At 64.2% G+C, this 14,371-nt stretch carries 14 protein-coding genes; 1 reads left to right on the forward strand and 13 read right to left on the reverse strand.

The features are described 5' to 3' along the window. Positions 1 to 126: 126 nt before the first annotated feature. The 8 genes from FNA46_RS17820 to leuC all read right to left on the reverse strand — a co-directional run bounded on the left by FNA46_RS17820 (position 127) and on the right by leuC (position 7,703). The gene (locus FNA46_RS17820; protein WP_143126557.1) at positions 127 to 825 is read right to left on the reverse strand and encodes an ABC transporter ATP-binding protein; all 699 of its coding nucleotides are present in this window, start codon (positions 823 to 825) and stop codon (positions 127 to 129) included. Next, complete coding sequence (locus tag FNA46_RS17825) at positions 818 to 1,564, reverse strand: ABC transporter ATP-binding protein (protein ID WP_143126586.1); 747 nt, start codon at positions 1,562 to 1,564, stop codon at positions 818 to 820. The genes FNA46_RS17820 and FNA46_RS17825 overlap by 8 nt, the downstream gene beginning before the upstream one ends. Next, on the reverse strand, positions 1,564 to 2,532 hold the full coding sequence (locus tag FNA46_RS17830; protein ID WP_143126558.1) for a branched-chain amino acid ABC transporter permease: 969 nt from the start codon (positions 2,530 to 2,532) through the stop codon (positions 1,564 to 1,566). Before FNA46_RS17830 ends, FNA46_RS17825 begins: the two co-directional genes overlap by 1 nt. Continuing rightward, positions 2,529 to 3,401, reverse strand: a complete 873-nt coding sequence (locus FNA46_RS17835) for a branched-chain amino acid ABC transporter permease (protein WP_143126559.1) — start codon at positions 3,399 to 3,401, stop codon at positions 2,529 to 2,531. Before FNA46_RS17835 ends, FNA46_RS17830 begins: the two co-directional genes overlap by 4 nt. Before the next feature lie 73 nt (positions 3,402 to 3,474). After that, positions 3,475 to 4,698, reverse strand: a complete 1,224-nt coding sequence (locus tag FNA46_RS17840; RefSeq protein ID WP_143126560.1) for an ABC transporter substrate-binding protein — start codon at positions 4,696 to 4,698, stop codon at positions 3,475 to 3,477. Continuing rightward, positions 4,667 to 5,551, reverse strand: coding sequence for a GntR family transcriptional regulator (locus FNA46_RS17845; RefSeq protein WP_143126561.1), 885 nt, complete (start codon positions 5,549 to 5,551; stop codon positions 4,667 to 4,669). Before FNA46_RS17845 ends, FNA46_RS17840 begins: the two co-directional genes overlap by 32 nt. Before the next feature lie 85 nt (positions 5,552 to 5,636). Further along, positions 5,637 to 6,257 carry a 3-isopropylmalate dehydratase small subunit gene (leuD, locus tag FNA46_RS17850; protein ID WP_143126562.1) on the reverse strand — a complete coding sequence of 207 codons (621 nt, stop codon included), beginning with the start codon at positions 6,255 to 6,257 and terminating at the stop codon, positions 5,637 to 5,639. Continuing rightward, positions 6,258 to 7,703 (reverse strand): 3-isopropylmalate dehydratase large subunit, encoded by a 1,446-nt coding sequence (leuC, locus tag FNA46_RS17855; protein ID WP_143126563.1) that lies wholly within the window; start codon positions 7,701 to 7,703, stop codon positions 6,258 to 6,260. Between the two features lie 179 nt (positions 7,704 to 7,882). Between leuC and FNA46_RS17860 the strand changes: the two genes are divergently transcribed. Then, positions 7,883 to 9,247, forward strand: a complete 1,365-nt coding sequence (locus tag FNA46_RS17860; RefSeq protein ID WP_143126587.1) for an FAD-dependent oxidoreductase — start codon at positions 7,883 to 7,885, stop codon at positions 9,245 to 9,247. A 188-nt stretch (positions 9,248 to 9,435) separates the two neighbouring features. Here FNA46_RS17860 and FNA46_RS17865 read toward each other — a convergent pair whose 3' ends face one another. The 5 genes from FNA46_RS17865 to FNA46_RS17885 are packed head-to-tail and all read right to left on the reverse strand — an operon-like array spanning position 9,436 to position 14,165. Further along, a complete protein-coding gene (locus FNA46_RS17865) occupies positions 9,436 to 10,536 on the reverse strand; it encodes an LLM class flavin-dependent oxidoreductase (protein ID WP_143126564.1) in 1,101 nt (366 codons plus the stop codon). A gap of 41 nt (positions 10,537 to 10,577) precedes the next feature. Beyond that, positions 10,578 to 11,357: an ABC transporter permease gene (locus FNA46_RS17870; protein WP_143126565.1), complete on the reverse strand. Its 780-nt coding sequence runs from the start codon at positions 11,355 to 11,357 to the stop codon at positions 10,578 to 10,580. Positions 11,358 to 11,359: 2 nt separating this feature from the next. Further along, positions 11,360 to 12,178, reverse strand: a complete 819-nt coding sequence (locus tag FNA46_RS17875; RefSeq protein ID WP_143126566.1) for an ABC transporter permease — start codon at positions 12,176 to 12,178, stop codon at positions 11,360 to 11,362. Positions 12,179 to 12,219: 41 nt separating this feature from the next. Continuing rightward, positions 12,220 to 13,296, reverse strand: coding sequence for an ABC transporter substrate-binding protein (locus tag FNA46_RS17880; protein WP_143126567.1), 1,077 nt, complete (start codon positions 13,294 to 13,296; stop codon positions 12,220 to 12,222). Between the two features lie 29 nt (positions 13,297 to 13,325). After that, positions 13,326 to 14,165: an ABC transporter ATP-binding protein gene (locus FNA46_RS17885; protein WP_143126568.1), complete on the reverse strand. Its 840-nt coding sequence runs from the start codon at positions 14,163 to 14,165 to the stop codon at positions 13,326 to 13,328. Positions 14,166 to 14,371: the final 206 nt, after the last annotated feature.

Genomic DNA, 14,371 nt, shown 5'->3' on the forward strand with positions numbered 1-14,371 from the left:
GCGGCCGCGGTGGTCGCGGCGGCAGTCGATGGGGGCATCCGGCGCCTGTCGCCTCGCGCAGGGCTTGCGGAGCAATGGGATGGCCGGAGCCGAGAGGGGTAAGCTCGCATCGTCATCGATCTTCCCCTAAAGCCCGAGATAGGCGCGCTTGAGGTCCGGATCGGCCGCGATCTCGGCGGCGGAGCCGGACATGGTGACGAGCCCGTTTTCGATGATGTAGCCGCGATGGGCGATCTCCAGCGACTGGACCACGTTCTGCTCGACCAGCATGATCGGCAGCCCGTCCGCATTCAGCCGCTTCACCAGATCGAACATTTCCTCGACCAGCAGCGGCGAAAGGCCAAGCGAGGGTTCGTCGAGGATCAGAAGCTTCGGCTCGGCCATCATGCCGCGACCGATCGCCAGCATCTGCTGTTCACCGCCGGAGAGCGTGCCGGCCATCTGCGTCATGCGCTGCCTGAGCTTCGGGAAGGTGTCGTAGACCCGCTCCAGGTTGCGGGCGCGTCCGGCCCGTCCGCGGCGGTAACTGCCCAGTTCCAGGTTTTCCTGAACGCTCATGTTCGGGAAGATCTTGCGGCCTTCCGGGACATGGATGAGCCCGGCCTCGACCGCTGCGATCGGCGAGCCGCCAAGCGCTCTGCCATCGAAGGTGATCGAGCCGGAGGCAAGCGGGAGCAGGCCGGAGAGCGCCTTGTTGAGCGTCGTCTTGCCAACACCGTTGGCCCCCAGGACGGCAACGATCTCGCCGTGGGCGACGGAAAGATCGATCCCGCGCAGCACTTCCACGCCGCCATAGCCGGTGCGGAGATCTCTCACCTCAAGCATGGGCGCCTCCGGTGCTGGCGATGCGGGCCGCGGCGCCCTTGCCGAGATAGGCTTCGATGACGGCCGGATCGTTGCAGACCGAAGCCGGCGTTCCCTCTGCAATCATCTGGCCCTGCGCCAGCACATAGACCTCCTCGCACAGGTTCATCACCGCCTGCATCACATGTTCGATCATGAAGATGGTCACGCCATCGTCGCGGATCGCCCGGATGACGGGAATGATGTCGCGGATTTCAGACGGGTTCAGGCCGGCCAGCACCTCATCGAGCAGCAGCAGCTTCGGCTCGGTGGCCAGGGCACGCGCAAGTTCGAGGCGTTTGCGGCCGGCAACGGTCAGGCTTGAGGCCTGCTGCTCCAGTTCCGCGCCAAGACCCACCCGTTCGGCGACGGCCCGGGCTTTCGCGACGGCTTCGTCGGTCTGCCGATGACGGAGATAGCTGCCGACCGTGATGTTCTCCAGCACGTTCAGTCCCTGGAAGGGCTGGACGATCTGGAAGGTGCGGGCAATGCCCATCTGCGCCCGCTGGTGCGGCTTCAGGCCGGTGATATCCCTGCCCTGCCAGAGAACCCGTCCACCGGTTGGCTGGAGGAAACCGGCGATCACCGCGAAAAGGGTAGTCTTGCCGGCCCCGTTCGGGCCGATCAGGCCGGTGATCGATCCTTCGCGCACGCCGAGCGAGGCCTGGTTCACGGCAGTCAGCCCGCCGAAGCGCATGATGATGGTTTCGGTGCGCAGCATCATACGGCAATCCTCCGGGCAAGCCGTGGCGCAAACCGGCGCAGCAGACCCAGAACTCCGCCTGAGGCGAAGGCGACGACGCCGATCAGGACCACCGCAAACACCATCAGGTCGATCCCTGGAATGCGCCCGGCAAAGCTTTTGGTCAGTTCACCCAGTCCGTGCAACGTGAAGGTGCCGATGAGGGGGCCGAGCACCAGTCCGCGTCCGCCGACCAGCGGTGCGAGCAGGGCTTCGATCGAAATCCACACGCCGAAGCCGATATTGGCATCGATGTACAGGAAGTTCTGCACATAGAGGACGCCGGCGGCGGCGGTGATTGCGCCAGACAGGCTGATCGCCTTCAGCTTGACGGAGAGCACATCCACGCCAAGGGCGCGGGCGGCATCCTCGTTTTCCCGCACGGCGACCAGCTGGGCACCAAAGCGGGAGCCGGCAATGGCGCGGCTGATGACGAGCCCGATGAAGACGAAGGCGAGCGCCAGCCACAGGAAGGAGGCACGGCTTTCGAACTGCATGTTGGAAAACCCGGGATTGAGCTTCAGCAGCAGGCCGGCTGCTCCCCCTGTCCAATCGGATGCATTGGCGAGGATGCGCATCAGCTCGGCAAAGGCGAGCGTGATCAGCGCGAAATAGGAGCCCCGCAAGCCGGCCCGGAAGCTCAGGAACCCGAGGATGAAGCCGGCCGCCGCACCCGCCGCCACAGCCAGGAGGAAGGCCAGCCACGCGTTCACGCCGAAATGGAACTGCAGCATCGCCGCCGTGTAGCAGCCGACGCCGAAAAAGAGTGCATGGCCGAAGGATGTCTGCCCGGCCACGCCGCCAAGGATGTTCCACCCCTGCGCTGCAAGCGTGATGATCAGCGACATCACCATGAAGTTGAAGAGGCTGTTGGACGAAAAGACGAGCGGGACGACCGCGAGCGCCGCCGTCACGACAAGGATGGGGATATAACCGCTGAACCTCATGCCTTTGCTCCGAACAGGCCGGTCGGCTTCAGGAGCAGGACCAGGATGAAAATGATGAAGATACCGATCTGGCCCAGGCTTTCGCCGAGCAGCAAACCGCTCAGGCTTTCCACGAGGCCGATCAGGAGGCCACCGATCATGGCGCCAGGAATCGATCCCATGCCGCCGAGGACGACGATCGTGAAGGCGATGTTGACGAAGGCGCCGCCGACGCGCGGGTTGACGTAGAAGGTCGGCATCAGGAGCCCGGCGGCGACCGCCAGGGCCGCGCAGCCGAGACCGAAGGTGACCGCATAGACATGGCCGACATCGATGCCCATCAGGCTCGCGCCGAGTTTTTCACGCGCCACGGCGCGGATCGCCTTGCCCGCATCCGTCCGGCTCATGATGAACCACAGAATGGCCGTGACGATCAATGAACCGGCAAAGCCGACAAGGCGGGGGGACGAAATCAGGAAGGGCCCGGCTTCAACCACCGCAAACGAGAAATCCGAACTGATTGAGCGCGTGTCCGAACCAAAGCCCGCCAGCAGCGCATTTTCGATGAAGATCGACAAGCCAAGCGTGATCAGCAGGATATTGCCATCATCGCCCTTGGCGGCCGGACCGATGACCAGCCGCTGGACGCCATAGCCGAGACAGAAGAAGACCGGGGCGAGAAGGAGAATCGCCAGGTAGGGATCGACGCCGGCCAGCACATTCAGGCCCCAGACGGCGAACATGGCGCTGGCGAGGATTGCTCCATGGGCAAAGTTGATGATGTGCAGCACGCCGTAGACGAGCGTCAGACCGAGAGCGATGAGCGCGTAGATCGCACCGGTCAGCAAGCCGTTGATCATCGCCTCGATAAGGATGGTGGGGGAATACATGGGCCAGTCCGCAGGCATTCGATTGCAGGTGGGCAGACCCCGCCGAAGCGGGATCTGCTGCGGATCGGCACCCTCAGCCGTTGGCCGGGAACATCGGCTTGGCGTCGGCAAAGTCGCCCGGATAGACCACCCGGATCGCGCCCTTCTGGACCTGTGTCGACACAGGGGCGGCCCCCATGTTCTGGCCGTTGACGAACTTCGTCTCGCCATAGGGCATCAGGTGTTCCTTGAAGGTCGAGGTGTTGAGCGCCTCGATGACCTTGCCGCGCTCGGCAGCGCCCGCCCGTTCCAGCGCATCCGCCAGCAGGCCAACGGAGGAATAGTTGAGCGGAATGTTGTAGTTGTACGGCTTGCCGGCGGCCTCGACGCGCGCCTGGACGGCCTTCGACCGTTCGTTGCGCGGATCGTACCAGTGATTGCAGTCCATCACGCCTTCGGCGGCCTCCGGGAATTCGGCGACGAAGCGGCGGTTTGAGGCGGCTCCGTTGAGGACGGCATAGACCGCCTTCGGACGCACGCGCTGCTGCTGCATCGTGCGGGCCAGCAGCACCGTTTCGCCGTAATAGGTGCTGGGGATGATCAGGTCCGGGTTGAGGCTGCGCAGACGCAGCACCACGTTGGAGAGATCGCGCGAGGGGGTCGGCACGGCGATCTGTTCCAGGATCTCGAAACCGTATTTCGGCAGTTCGGTTGCCATCAGCTTTGCCAGTCCGGAGCCGAACAGGCCATCCTCATGCACCAGCGCCACCGTCTTTGCCGGTTTGCCGGCAGCCTCGTTGATGCGAACGAGGTTCTGGATTGCCGCTGCGGTACAGATGGAGAAGCCGGGCGCAAAGCGGAAGGTATTCTTCAGTCCGCGTCCCGTGATCTGGTCGGACACGCCGACATCCACGAGGTAGGGAAGGTCGTAGCGGGAAGCGGCCTGCGAGGCGGCAAGGCAGATGGGGCTTGCGAAGCCACCGACGACGGCCACGACGCCCTCTTCCTGCATCCGCTCGACTTCCTGCGTGCCGGCTTCCGGATTGGAGCGGGCATCGCCGAACACCATCTGCAGCTTTGCACCGCCGAGTGACTTGATGCCGCCGGCCTTGTTGATGTCCTCGATCGCAAGCTCCGCACCGAGGCGGCCATACTCGCCGTCCTGGGCGAGCGCGCCGGTGACCGGCTGAAGGATGCCGACCTTGATCGGGGCCGGTTCGGCTGCCCGCAGAACGGCTGGAGCAGACAGTGTTGCAAGGGCCGCGGCGCCGCCCTTGAGGATGGTCCTACGGTTCAGATGGGTCTCTACCAGTTTCATGTGTTGTTCTCCTCTTGAGGGGCGGCCGCTTCTCGCGGACATTCTTCTTCTTGTTGTTTTCGTTTGCCTCGGTCAGGCCGTGGCTGTCGGCGGCCATCCAGCGCCGTGCGCCGCGATCACCGGTGCGGGCAAGTTCCATGTGGAAGGAATAGCGGTCGGGGCGGTAGAGCGCCTGCAGGTGCTCGATACCGCGACCCGACGCTTCGTAGACCACGCGCGTCATGGAGAGCAGGGCGGCGCCGATCTCGACATCGAGTGCTGCAGCGACATCGGGGCTTGCCAGCGTCGCGCCGATGATCTGCTGGGCCTTGTCGGCCACGAGGCCGGACCGTTCCAGCAGCTCAAGCAGAGGCGTCGAGGCAAGATCAGCCTCCGAATAGGAAATGCCGATGCGTTCCGGAACATGGGTCACGAGATATGAGAAGGGCTGGCCGTCGATCAGGCGCACGCGAATGGATCGCTGCAACCGCTCGCCGGGCTCCAGTTTCAACTCCTCGGCCAGCGCCGGGGTGGCGTTGACATAGGAGAACGCAATCAGCCGCACGCCCGTCTTGCGGCCCATTTCCACCAGATGCGTCAGCGCATTGGCAAGGTCGGCCACGACGGGCAGGCGGGTCTGCCCTCCGCTGACGAAGGTGCCCGATCCCGGACGCCGCTCGATCATGCCGTCGCTTGCCAGCTTGTCGAGCGCGCGACGGACGGTCACGCGGGAGACGCGATGCTCCTGCGCCAGCTGCGGTTCGCTCGGAAGCTTCGCCGAATCCGGAACCTCACCGCTCAGGATCTGTTCCCGCAGCAGAAGATAAAGCCGGTGAGCCTTCATCGGCTCTGCTGTTGCGGCGGGTCTGGCCATTTCCTGTCTTTCCTGGAAGACAATTATCTGTCCTATAAAAGATACAGATTTTTGTCTTGTCAATCGATTTTCGAGATGTCCGGTGTCACGACTTCCGCAGGCGAGGCACGAGCCAGGGACGGTCGATGGAATCCTTCGCCTGAAAGGCTTCGATCGCCGCCGCATGGCTCAGCGTCAGGTCGATATCGTCCCAGCCGTTCAGCAGTTTCGTGCGCCAGACGGGATCGATGCGGAAGGGAATGACGAGGTTTGCCGCGCGGATCTCGCAGGCTTCGAGATCGACACGGGCGATACAGTCACCATCTTCAAGTCCTGCCAGCAGCGCCTCGCAATCCTCCTCGGACACGGTGGCCGGCAGCAGGCCGTTGTTGATGGCGTTGCTGGCGAAGATATCGCCGAAGGATGGCGCAATGACGCAGGCAAACCCGTAATCCACCAGCGCATAGACAGCGGCCTCCCGCGAGGAACCGCTGCCGAAATTGCGCCGCGTTACCAGAATGCGGGCGCCCTGCCAGCGCGGCGCGTTGAGTGGACAGTCCGGCCGCGGCTGGCCGAGGTCGTCAAAACGCAGGTCGTGAAGCAGGTAGTCGCCATAACCATCGGCGCGGGACCGCTTCATGAAGCGTGCGGGGATCAGCTGGTCGGTGTCGATCCCGGAAAGCGGCAGAGGACAGGCAATCGCTTCGAGACTTTTGAAGGCGTCCACTCAGTTTTCTCCCGTCAGGCCGGTGGTGCGACCCGCAAGCAGCGGGCGCATGTCGGTCAGGTGCCCGGTCACGGCAGCGGCGGCCGCCATGGCCGGTGACATCAGATGTGTGCGGCTTCCCGGTCCCTGGCGTCCCCGGAAGTTCCGGTTGGTGGTGGAGGCGCACCGCTCGCCGGGCGGCACCAGATCGCCATTCATGCCGACACACATGGAGCACCCCGCATCGACCCATTCGAGACCGGCCTCCGTGAAGATGCGGTGCAGTCCTTCCTCTTCCGCCTGTCGCTTGACGACCGCGGAGCCCGGCGAGACGAGGCCGGGCACGCGCGCGCGCCGTCCGGCCAGAACGGCGGCTGCAGCGCGCAGATCCTCGATGCGGCTATTGGTGCAGGATCCGATGAACACGCGGTCGACGGCGATATCGGTGAGCGGCTGGCCAGGGCGAATCCCCATATAGTCGAGGGCTTCGCGCACATGGGCCGCGCGGGCCGTATCGCTCATCCGGTCAGGGTCCGGTGCATTGGCGGTGATCGGGGCGGCATCCTCCGGGCTGATCCCCCAGGTGACGATCGGGGCAATCTCGTGTGCATCGAGCACGACCTCGCGGTCGAAGGCGGCGTCCGGATCGCTCGCCAGTGCCATCCAGTCTTCGACACCGCGTCGAAAGTCGTCGCCGGCCGGCGCGTAGGGTCGATCCTTGATGTATGTGACGGTGGTGTCGTCCGGAGCGATCATGCCGCAACGGCCACCGGCTTCGATGGAAAGGTTGCACAGGGTCAGACGGCCTTCCATCGACAAGGCGCGGACGGCGCTGCCCGCATATTCGATGGCATGGCCGGCCGCCCCGTCGGCGCCGATGGTTGCGATGATCGACAGGGCCATGTCCTTGGCGAATACGCCGGGGGCCAGTCCGCCCTCCACCCGAATGCGCATGCGTTTCGGCTTCTTCTGCCAGAGTGTCTGGGTCATCAGCACATGCGCGACCTCGGATGCCCCGATGCCGAAGGCGATCGCTCCGAAGGCGCCGTGGGTTGCGGTGTGGCTGTCGCCGCACACGATGGTCAGTCCCGGCAGCGTCAGTCCCTGTTCGGGCCCGACAACATGCACGATTCCCTGGGCCGGATCCGTCAGGCCGAAAAGGCGAAGGCCATGCGCCGCTGTGTTGTCGCGCAACTGGCGGATCATGTTTGCGATTGCGGGGTCGATTACGCCGAGATCCCGCGTCCGGGTGGGCACGTAGTGATCCTCGATGCCGAAGGTGAGATCGGACCGGGCAATGCGCGCACCACGGGCTTTCAACTTGTCGAAGGCGTGGAACGAGCCCTCGTGCAGCAGGTGCCTGTCGATGAAGAGAAGACATTGCCCGTCTTCGCGCGCGGTCACGACATGCTGATCGAAAACCTTGTCGAACAGGGTCCTCGGACCCGCCTCGGCTCTGGTGCTCATTCCCGTCTTCCTCTCTCGGTGCCGGAATTTAGGCATGGGCAGGCGTGGAAATCAAATGTTGTTTTAAAAATAATACAGCTTATTGTTTCTTCAAAATGGCAGATAGCTGTCTTGCGAGGGGAGTGGAGCCAATCGTGTCTCGCTGTGTTCGTGTTGCGGAAAAGTCCTTTGATTACCGTATGCCGCTCGTTGTCATCGGGGCAGGAGCGGCGGGCCTTGTGGCGGCTCTGTCCGCCCATGAGGCGGGCGAGGAGGTTCTCGTCCTCGAGCGCGATCCGCTGCCGCGTGGTTCCACGGCCTTGTCGGCTGGCCTCATTCCGGCGGCTGGGACACGCTGGCAGGGTGCAGCCGGCATTTTCGATACACCGGAACTGTTCGCGGGCGATATCTTCCGCAAGGCGCATGGCGAGCCCGACGCGCTGATCGTTGATCACGTGACCCGCCTTGCCGGACCCACCCTCGAATGGCTGGCTGATCGCCACGGCCTGAACTTTTCGGTGATCGAGGATTTCAGCTATCCCGGCCATTCCTCGCGTCGCATGCACGGCCTTGCCTCCCGCTCCGGCGAGGAACTGATCGACGCACTGCGCGCGGCCGCTGAAGCCTGCGACATTCCGGTCGTCTGCGATGCCCATGTCACGACGCTCTTCGCCGATGATGCCGAAAGGGTGCTTGGTCTGGCCTTCGTGCGACCCGACGCAAGCGTGGAGGAGATCGGCTGTGATCGACTGATCCTTGCCTGCAACGGTTACGGCGGTAATCGGGCACTTGTGGCGACCCATATACCGTCGCTTTCAGAGGCGACCTACTTTGGCCATGCGGGCAATCAGGGGGACGCGCTTTTGTGGGGCGAGGCGCTTGGTGCGGCGACCCGGCATCTGAATGGTCATCAGGGCCATGGGTCCGTGGCCCATCCGGCCGGCATTCTGATTTCCTGGGCCACCATCACCGAGGGCGGCTTCCAGGTGAACATTGAAGGCCGGCGCTTCTCCAACGAAGCGCAAGGTTATTCGGAACAGGCCGCCGAAGTGCTGAAGCAGCCGGAGGGCCTCGCGTGGAGCATTTTCGACAGGCGCATCGCGGCGGTCACGCGCCAGTTTGAAGATTATCGCCGTGCCGAGGCGATGGGGGCGATCGTGACCGCGCAAACTCTGGCGGATCTGGCGGCCCGCCTGGCCGTATCGGAGGAGGTGCTGCTTCAGACGTTCGAGCAGGTCGAGACATGCAGGCGTGGAGAGACTGCTGATCCCTTCGGTCGCGACTTTGCCAGTTCGCAGCCTCTGGCGGCGCCATACTGTGCCGTGCGGGTTACCGGCGCATTGTTCCATACGCAGGGCGGACTGGTGATCGACACGCGCGCCCGCGTCCTGCGTCCGGATGGCAGCGTGCTGCCGAACCTCTACGCCGTCGGCGGGGCGGCCTGCGGTGTTTCCGGCAACCGGGCATCCGGCTATCTGTCCGGCAATGGCCTGCTCACTGCAATCGCGCTGGGCAGAACGGCGGGACAGGCTGCTGCCGCAGGCCGTGATGGAACATCAATCTAGAGCCCGTCCGAGCCGAAAGTACCTCAGCGGTTTTGCGTCCGGACTGCGTGAAGACAAAGAGATAGAACATGTCAGGTGATCCGGTTTTCACCGGAAATGCCCTGGACCTGTTGCCGGTTGCTTCGAACGGTCGCCCCTGCGCCTGACCTGCGCCTGTCGCCGCCAATCAGAGCCCGCGGGGCGCTTGCTCAGCCGGCTGCAAGGCGTCCCGGCCGTGGCGCATCGACCAGCAAGGGAAGCAATTGGCTGCCCTGTCTTCTGATTTCGGAGAGATAGGGGGTGTCGGACAGCACGAAATGGGTAATCCCGAGCGCGCGATATCTGTTCAGGGATCTTGCGACATCCTCGGCCGATCCTACCAGCCATGTGGTGCCTGCGCCGCCGCCGCCGAACTTTCCGGGGGCGGTATAGAGATTGTCGTCCAGCACGTCGCCCTTTGCCTGCAGGTTGAAAAGGCGTTGCTGGCCGACAGCGACCTCCCGCTTGTGGTCATGCCATCCGGCTCCGCTGTTGCGGGCCATGTCTGCGACCTTCGCCTCGGCATCCCGCCAGGCTTCCTCCGTCGTGTCGCGCACAAGCGTGGTGATGCGCAGGCCGAATTCCAGCGGCGGCAGATCACGGTCCAGGCTGGCGCTGAGCGCCTTCAGCCGCGCGATCCGCTCCTCGATGCCGTCGAGAGGTTCTCCCCAGAACAGCTGCACATCCGCTTCCGTCGCCGATACCCGCTCCGCCGCGTCGGAGGCGCCGCCGAAATAGAGTTTGGGATGCGGACGATCGGGCCTGGACTTTATCCGGGGCTGGACCGTGGAGTTGGTCACCCGGAAGTGTTCGCCGTCGAAGCTGACATGGTCCTCGGTCCACAACTGCCGGACCAGCCGCATGAACTCCCTGGTGCGTGCATAGCGATGCGTGGAATCGCCCTCGCTGTCGCCATAGGCGGCAAGGTCGTCCTTGCCGGAGACGATGTTGATGCGGATGCGCTGGCCGCTCAGATGATCGAGCGTGGCAGCCGCCGAGGCGAAATTGGCGGGCTTCCAGTAGCCGGGGCGTATGGCAATCAGCGGCTGGAAGCGCCGTGTCCGGGCGGCAAGCGCGGTTGCGACGGTAAAGGTATCCGGCCGCCCCCAGCCCGTGCCGATCAGGGCGCCCGTCCAGCCATTGTCTTCCAGCGCCGTCGCATGAGACGTCAGCGTGTCCAGGCTGTTATGGTCCTCGCCCGCCACGTCGCCGCGATGACCGGCCTTCACATCGTTGGGGATATACCAGAGAAATTCGGTCTTGCTGCTCATCGGGATACCTCAGGTCTTGAGAGAAAGGGCGAGGGCTCGCCTCAGGCCGCGCGCGGCGGACGCCAGCGCAGCAGGTGGTTTTCGACCGTTGCGGCCAGCCGGTTGAGCGAGAAGCCGACAAGGCCGAGGATGATGACACCGACCATCACCATGGCCATGTCGAAACGCTCTCGACCGGCGATCACCAGGCCACCGATTCCGGGACCCACCGCCAGGAAATATTCCGCGCCGACTGTCGCCAGCCAGGAATAGATGAGGCCGAGATGGATACCGGTGGCGATTGCCGGCATGGCGGACGGCAGATAGATGCGCCAGAACCGCTGGCGGGCATTGAACTGCAGCGCGCGTCCGACCTCGATCAGGTCTGCCGGCGCGTCGCGCATGCCGTCATAGGTGTTCAGCACCACGGGAATGAAGCAGGCGAGCGCCACGAAGACGATCTTGGCCTGCTCTCCGAAACCGAACCAGACGGAGATCAGCGGAATCCAGGCAAGCAGCGAGATCTGCTTGAAGCCGTTGAAGGTCGGCATGACCAGCCGTCCGGCGAGTGGCGACAGGGCAAGCACGGTGGCAAAGGCAATGCCGACCGCTGCGCCGAGCAGAAACCCGCAGAGATTGCGGGCAAGGCTCGACAGGAGATCGAAGATCAGGTCGTTGCCGAAAAGCTCGCGGCGCGCGGTCGCGATCACGCTTTCCAGCGGTGGCAGGAAACGCGGGTCGACAAGGCCGGTTCGGCTGGAGAATTCCCAGACGACCAGCAGAAGCAGCGGAAGCGTGATGCCCCGGCGAATGCGCAGTGCGGTGGATGTCGTGCCGCTCATGGTCAGATCTCGCTCCGCTTCCAGCGCTGGATCAGCCGCTCGGTTCGGTTGAGCCCGCCATCCATGATGAAGCCGACGACGCCGATGGCGAGCATCGCGATGATCACCGTATCCAGCCAGAACATCTGCCGACCCCAGACCAGCAGATAGCCGAGCCCCTCTGAGGAGGCGAGCAGCTCGACCCCCACGAGCGAGGTCCAGGCATGGGTGAGCCCATAGCGAATGCCGGTGAAGACAAAGGGGATGGCAGCGGGCAGGATGACGAGCCTGAGCCGCTGCCAGCGCGTGAACCGCAGCGCGTCCGCCACCTCCAGATAGCGCGGCGAGACATTGCGGATGCCGGCGAATGTGTTCAGCGTCATCGGCACCAGCGCGCCCTTGGTGATGACGATGATCTTCAGCGTCTCGCCAATGCCGACGAGAAGCATCAGCAGCGGAATCCAGCCAAGCGTCGGGATCTGGGCAAAGGCGAGAAACAGCGGCTTCACATAGTCTTCGACGCGTTCCGAAAGGCCCATGGCGATGCCGAGCGCGAGACCGAGGCACGCGCCGATGGCAAAGCCGATCAGCACGCGCCGCAGGCTGACACCGACATGGTAGACGAGATCGCCGCTGGCCAGCATGTCGCGCAGCGCCTCGAAGACGTAGACCGGATGCGGCAGGATCTGCTCGGCAAGCCAGCCACGATCGGACGCGGTCCACCACAGGAGAAGCAGAGCGGCCGGAAGCAGCAGGGCGGTCAGCCCACGCATGGTGCGCTTGCGCCACACGCGAGGGGCACCTCCCGCCGCATGCACCTCGGTGACTGTCAGAACGGCCATCGCCTGGTCCTTTTGCGTGATCGTGGAGGCAGGGAAGGCGATCACGAGGCCGTCGGCTTGCCGTCGGCACCATAGGGTTGCCAGAAGCTCTTCAGCTTCAGCCGCTCCAGCGCATTGTCGAGATATTTCGGCTCGAACCAGCCGTTGAGATCGACGTCGCGGCGGATGAGGCCGAATTCCTTGCTCTTCACGGCCTGCTCCTTGTACTGCGAGACCAGCAGGTCATCGATCAGCGGCGAATTGCGATAGGCGAGCGTATCCTTGCTGAAATACTCTTCCAGGATCGGAATCGGCGTGCCGGACTTGCCCCAGAGCTCGAACTGCGCGGCGCGGTTTGTTTCATCCGACGACCATTGCGCGGCCTTCACGAAGGCATCGACCACACGCTGGGTGATCTGCGGATGGGCGGTGATGAAGGCCTCGCGGGCAATGATGCCGGCATTGCGGCCAAAGCGCGGGTCGTCGCCCTTGGTGGTATAGATGATGTCCGCCGAACCCTTGGCCGCGAGATTGATCAGCTGCGTATCGCCAAAGGCGGCATCGATGTCCTTGCTGGTCAGGGCCGCCACGGTGGCGGCGCTGTCGAGATTGACCACCTGAACGTCGCGTTCCTTCAGCCCATGCGCTTCCAGAATCTTGATGGCCGCCAGATGGCTGTTGGTGCCGCGCTGCAATGCCACCTTGCGGCCCTTCAGATCCTCGATCTTCCGGATGCCGGACTCCTTGGCGACAGCGAGATAGGAGGGCTTGCGGGCGCCGCTCGCCAGCAGGTACTTCGTCTTCAGCCCTGTGGCGCGGCCGATCAGCGAGGGAAGGTCACCCTGATAGGCAAAGTCCAGCTGGTCGTTGGCAAAGCCTTCGTTGACGGCCGGGCCTGCGCCCTTGAAGAAGGTCCACTCGATCTTGACGTCCGGATCGTTGGCAAATTCCTTTTCCAGGAACTCTCCGGCCCGCGCGGTGGCGGCAGAGGTGCCTTCGGCAAAGGGGCGATTGTCGACCCCGATTGCGGCATAGCCGACATGGATGACCAGAGGTTCGGCGGCCAGCGTCGGCTGCCAGGAAAGCGCAAGGGCGAAGGCCGCGCCGGCTGTGGCGCGCAGGAAGGATGTCAAGATCATGGATAGGCTCCAGGGTTGTCGGGAACGGATCAGCGGGCGACGGCGATGGCCGGTGCGGGGCGTGGCAGCACCGGCGTTGCATCCGCCGGGGTCGGGCGCGGATCGCGGGCAGAGGTCGTCCCGTTCAGGCTTTGCAGCACATGCGCGCGCACCGTGGCAAAGGCGGCCGACGTCCGATCGCGCGGTCGGGGCAGGTCGACCGGCACGATCTCGCGGATGCGGCCCGGACGCGGCGACATCACCACCACGCGGTCGCCCAGGAAGACGGCCTCGTCCACATCATGCGTCACGAGGATCATCGTGATCTTCTCGCGTGACCAGATCGATTGCAGTTCACCCTGGAGATGCGCCTTGGTGATCGCATCCAGGGCACCGAAGGGCTCGTCAAGGAAGAGGACGTCGGGACGGTTGACCAGCCCGCGCGCAATCCCGGCGCGTTGCGCCATGCCGCCGGAAAGCTGATGGGGATAGGCTTTCGCAAAGCCCGTCAGGCCCACCAGTTCCAGATGTTCGTCCACCAGCCGTTTCTTGTCCGCCTTGCTGACGGCCGCATTTTCCAGCCCGAGCGCCACGTTCCGCTCGACCGTCAGCCAGGGAAACAGGCGCGGCTCCTGGAAGACGATGCCGCGCTCGAGGCTCGCGCCGCGCACCGGCTCGCCGCGATGGCGGATCTCGCCCTGATGGCCGGTGTCGAGACCCGCCCCGAGCCGCAGCAGGGTGGACTTGCCGCAGCCGCTTGCGCCGACGATGGTCACGAATTCGCCGGCCGCAACGGAAAGGCTGACATCCTGCAAGGCCGTGATGATGCGGGAATTCACCATGAACTGGCGCGTGACGTTCTGAATGGCGAGATGTGCCGTGGCGCTCATCGACCTGTCCTCTGTTGCGCGGGAGTGGCCGACAAGCGGATGCTGGTACGGCCAGGGCCAACACGGCGCTGTCAGGGCAGGCGCCCCGAACCGCCGTCGATGCGTCAACAGTAACAGTGGATAATATTTTCTATAGGAATTATATTCTATTTTCGTGCAGACGCGTGAACTATGTCACCGGCATGACGGCCGGCGCCGGGGCGCCT

The organism is Affinirhizobium straminoryzae, assembly GCF_007004135.1.
GTDB lineage: Bacteria > Pseudomonadota > Alphaproteobacteria > Rhizobiales > Rhizobiaceae > Neorhizobium > Neorhizobium straminoryzae.

What these genes read in the sequence shown, in the direction of transcription:
- FNA46_RS17820 (WP_143126557.1), bottom strand. Translation starts at nt 825, where the DNA reads ATGCTTGAGGTGAGAGATCTCCGCACCGGCTATGGCGGCGTGGAAGTG.
- FNA46_RS17825 (WP_143126586.1), bottom strand. Translation starts at nt 1,564, where the DNA reads ATGCTGCGCACCGAAACCATCATCATGCGCTTCGGCGGGCTGACTGCC.
- FNA46_RS17830 (WP_143126558.1), bottom strand. Translation starts at nt 2,532, where the DNA reads ATGAGGTTCAGCGGTTATATCCCCATCCTTGTCGTGACGGCGGCGCTC.
- FNA46_RS17835 (WP_143126559.1), bottom strand. Translation starts at nt 3,401, where the DNA reads ATGTATTCCCCCACCATCCTTATCGAGGCGATGATCAACGGCTTGCTG.
- FNA46_RS17840 (WP_143126560.1), bottom strand. Translation starts at nt 4,698, where the DNA reads ATGAAACTGGTAGAGACCCATCTGAACCGTAGGACCATCCTCAAGGGC.
- FNA46_RS17845 (WP_143126561.1), bottom strand. Translation starts at nt 5,551, where the DNA reads ATGGCCAGACCCGCCGCAACAGCAGAGCCGATGAAGGCTCACCGGCTT.
- leuC (WP_143126563.1), bottom strand. Translation starts at nt 7,703, where the DNA reads ATGAGCACCAGAGCCGAGGCGGGTCCGAGGACCCTGTTCGACAAGGTT.
- FNA46_RS17860 (WP_143126587.1), top strand. Translation starts at nt 7,883, where the DNA reads ATGCCGCTCGTTGTCATCGGGGCAGGAGCGGCGGGCCTTGTGGCGGCT.
- FNA46_RS17865 (WP_143126564.1), bottom strand. Translation starts at nt 10,536, where the DNA reads ATGAGCAGCAAGACCGAATTTCTCTGGTATATCCCCAACGATGTGAAG.
- FNA46_RS17870 (WP_143126565.1), bottom strand. Translation starts at nt 11,357, where the DNA reads ATGAGCGGCACGACATCCACCGCACTGCGCATTCGCCGGGGCATCACG.
- FNA46_RS17875 (WP_143126566.1), bottom strand. Translation starts at nt 12,178, where the DNA reads ATGGCCGTTCTGACAGTCACCGAGGTGCATGCGGCGGGAGGTGCCCCT.
- FNA46_RS17880 (WP_143126567.1), bottom strand. Translation starts at nt 13,296, where the DNA reads ATGATCTTGACATCCTTCCTGCGCGCCACAGCCGGCGCGGCCTTCGCC.
- FNA46_RS17885 (WP_143126568.1), bottom strand. Translation starts at nt 14,165, where the DNA reads ATGAGCGCCACGGCACATCTCGCCATTCAGAACGTCACGCGCCAGTTC.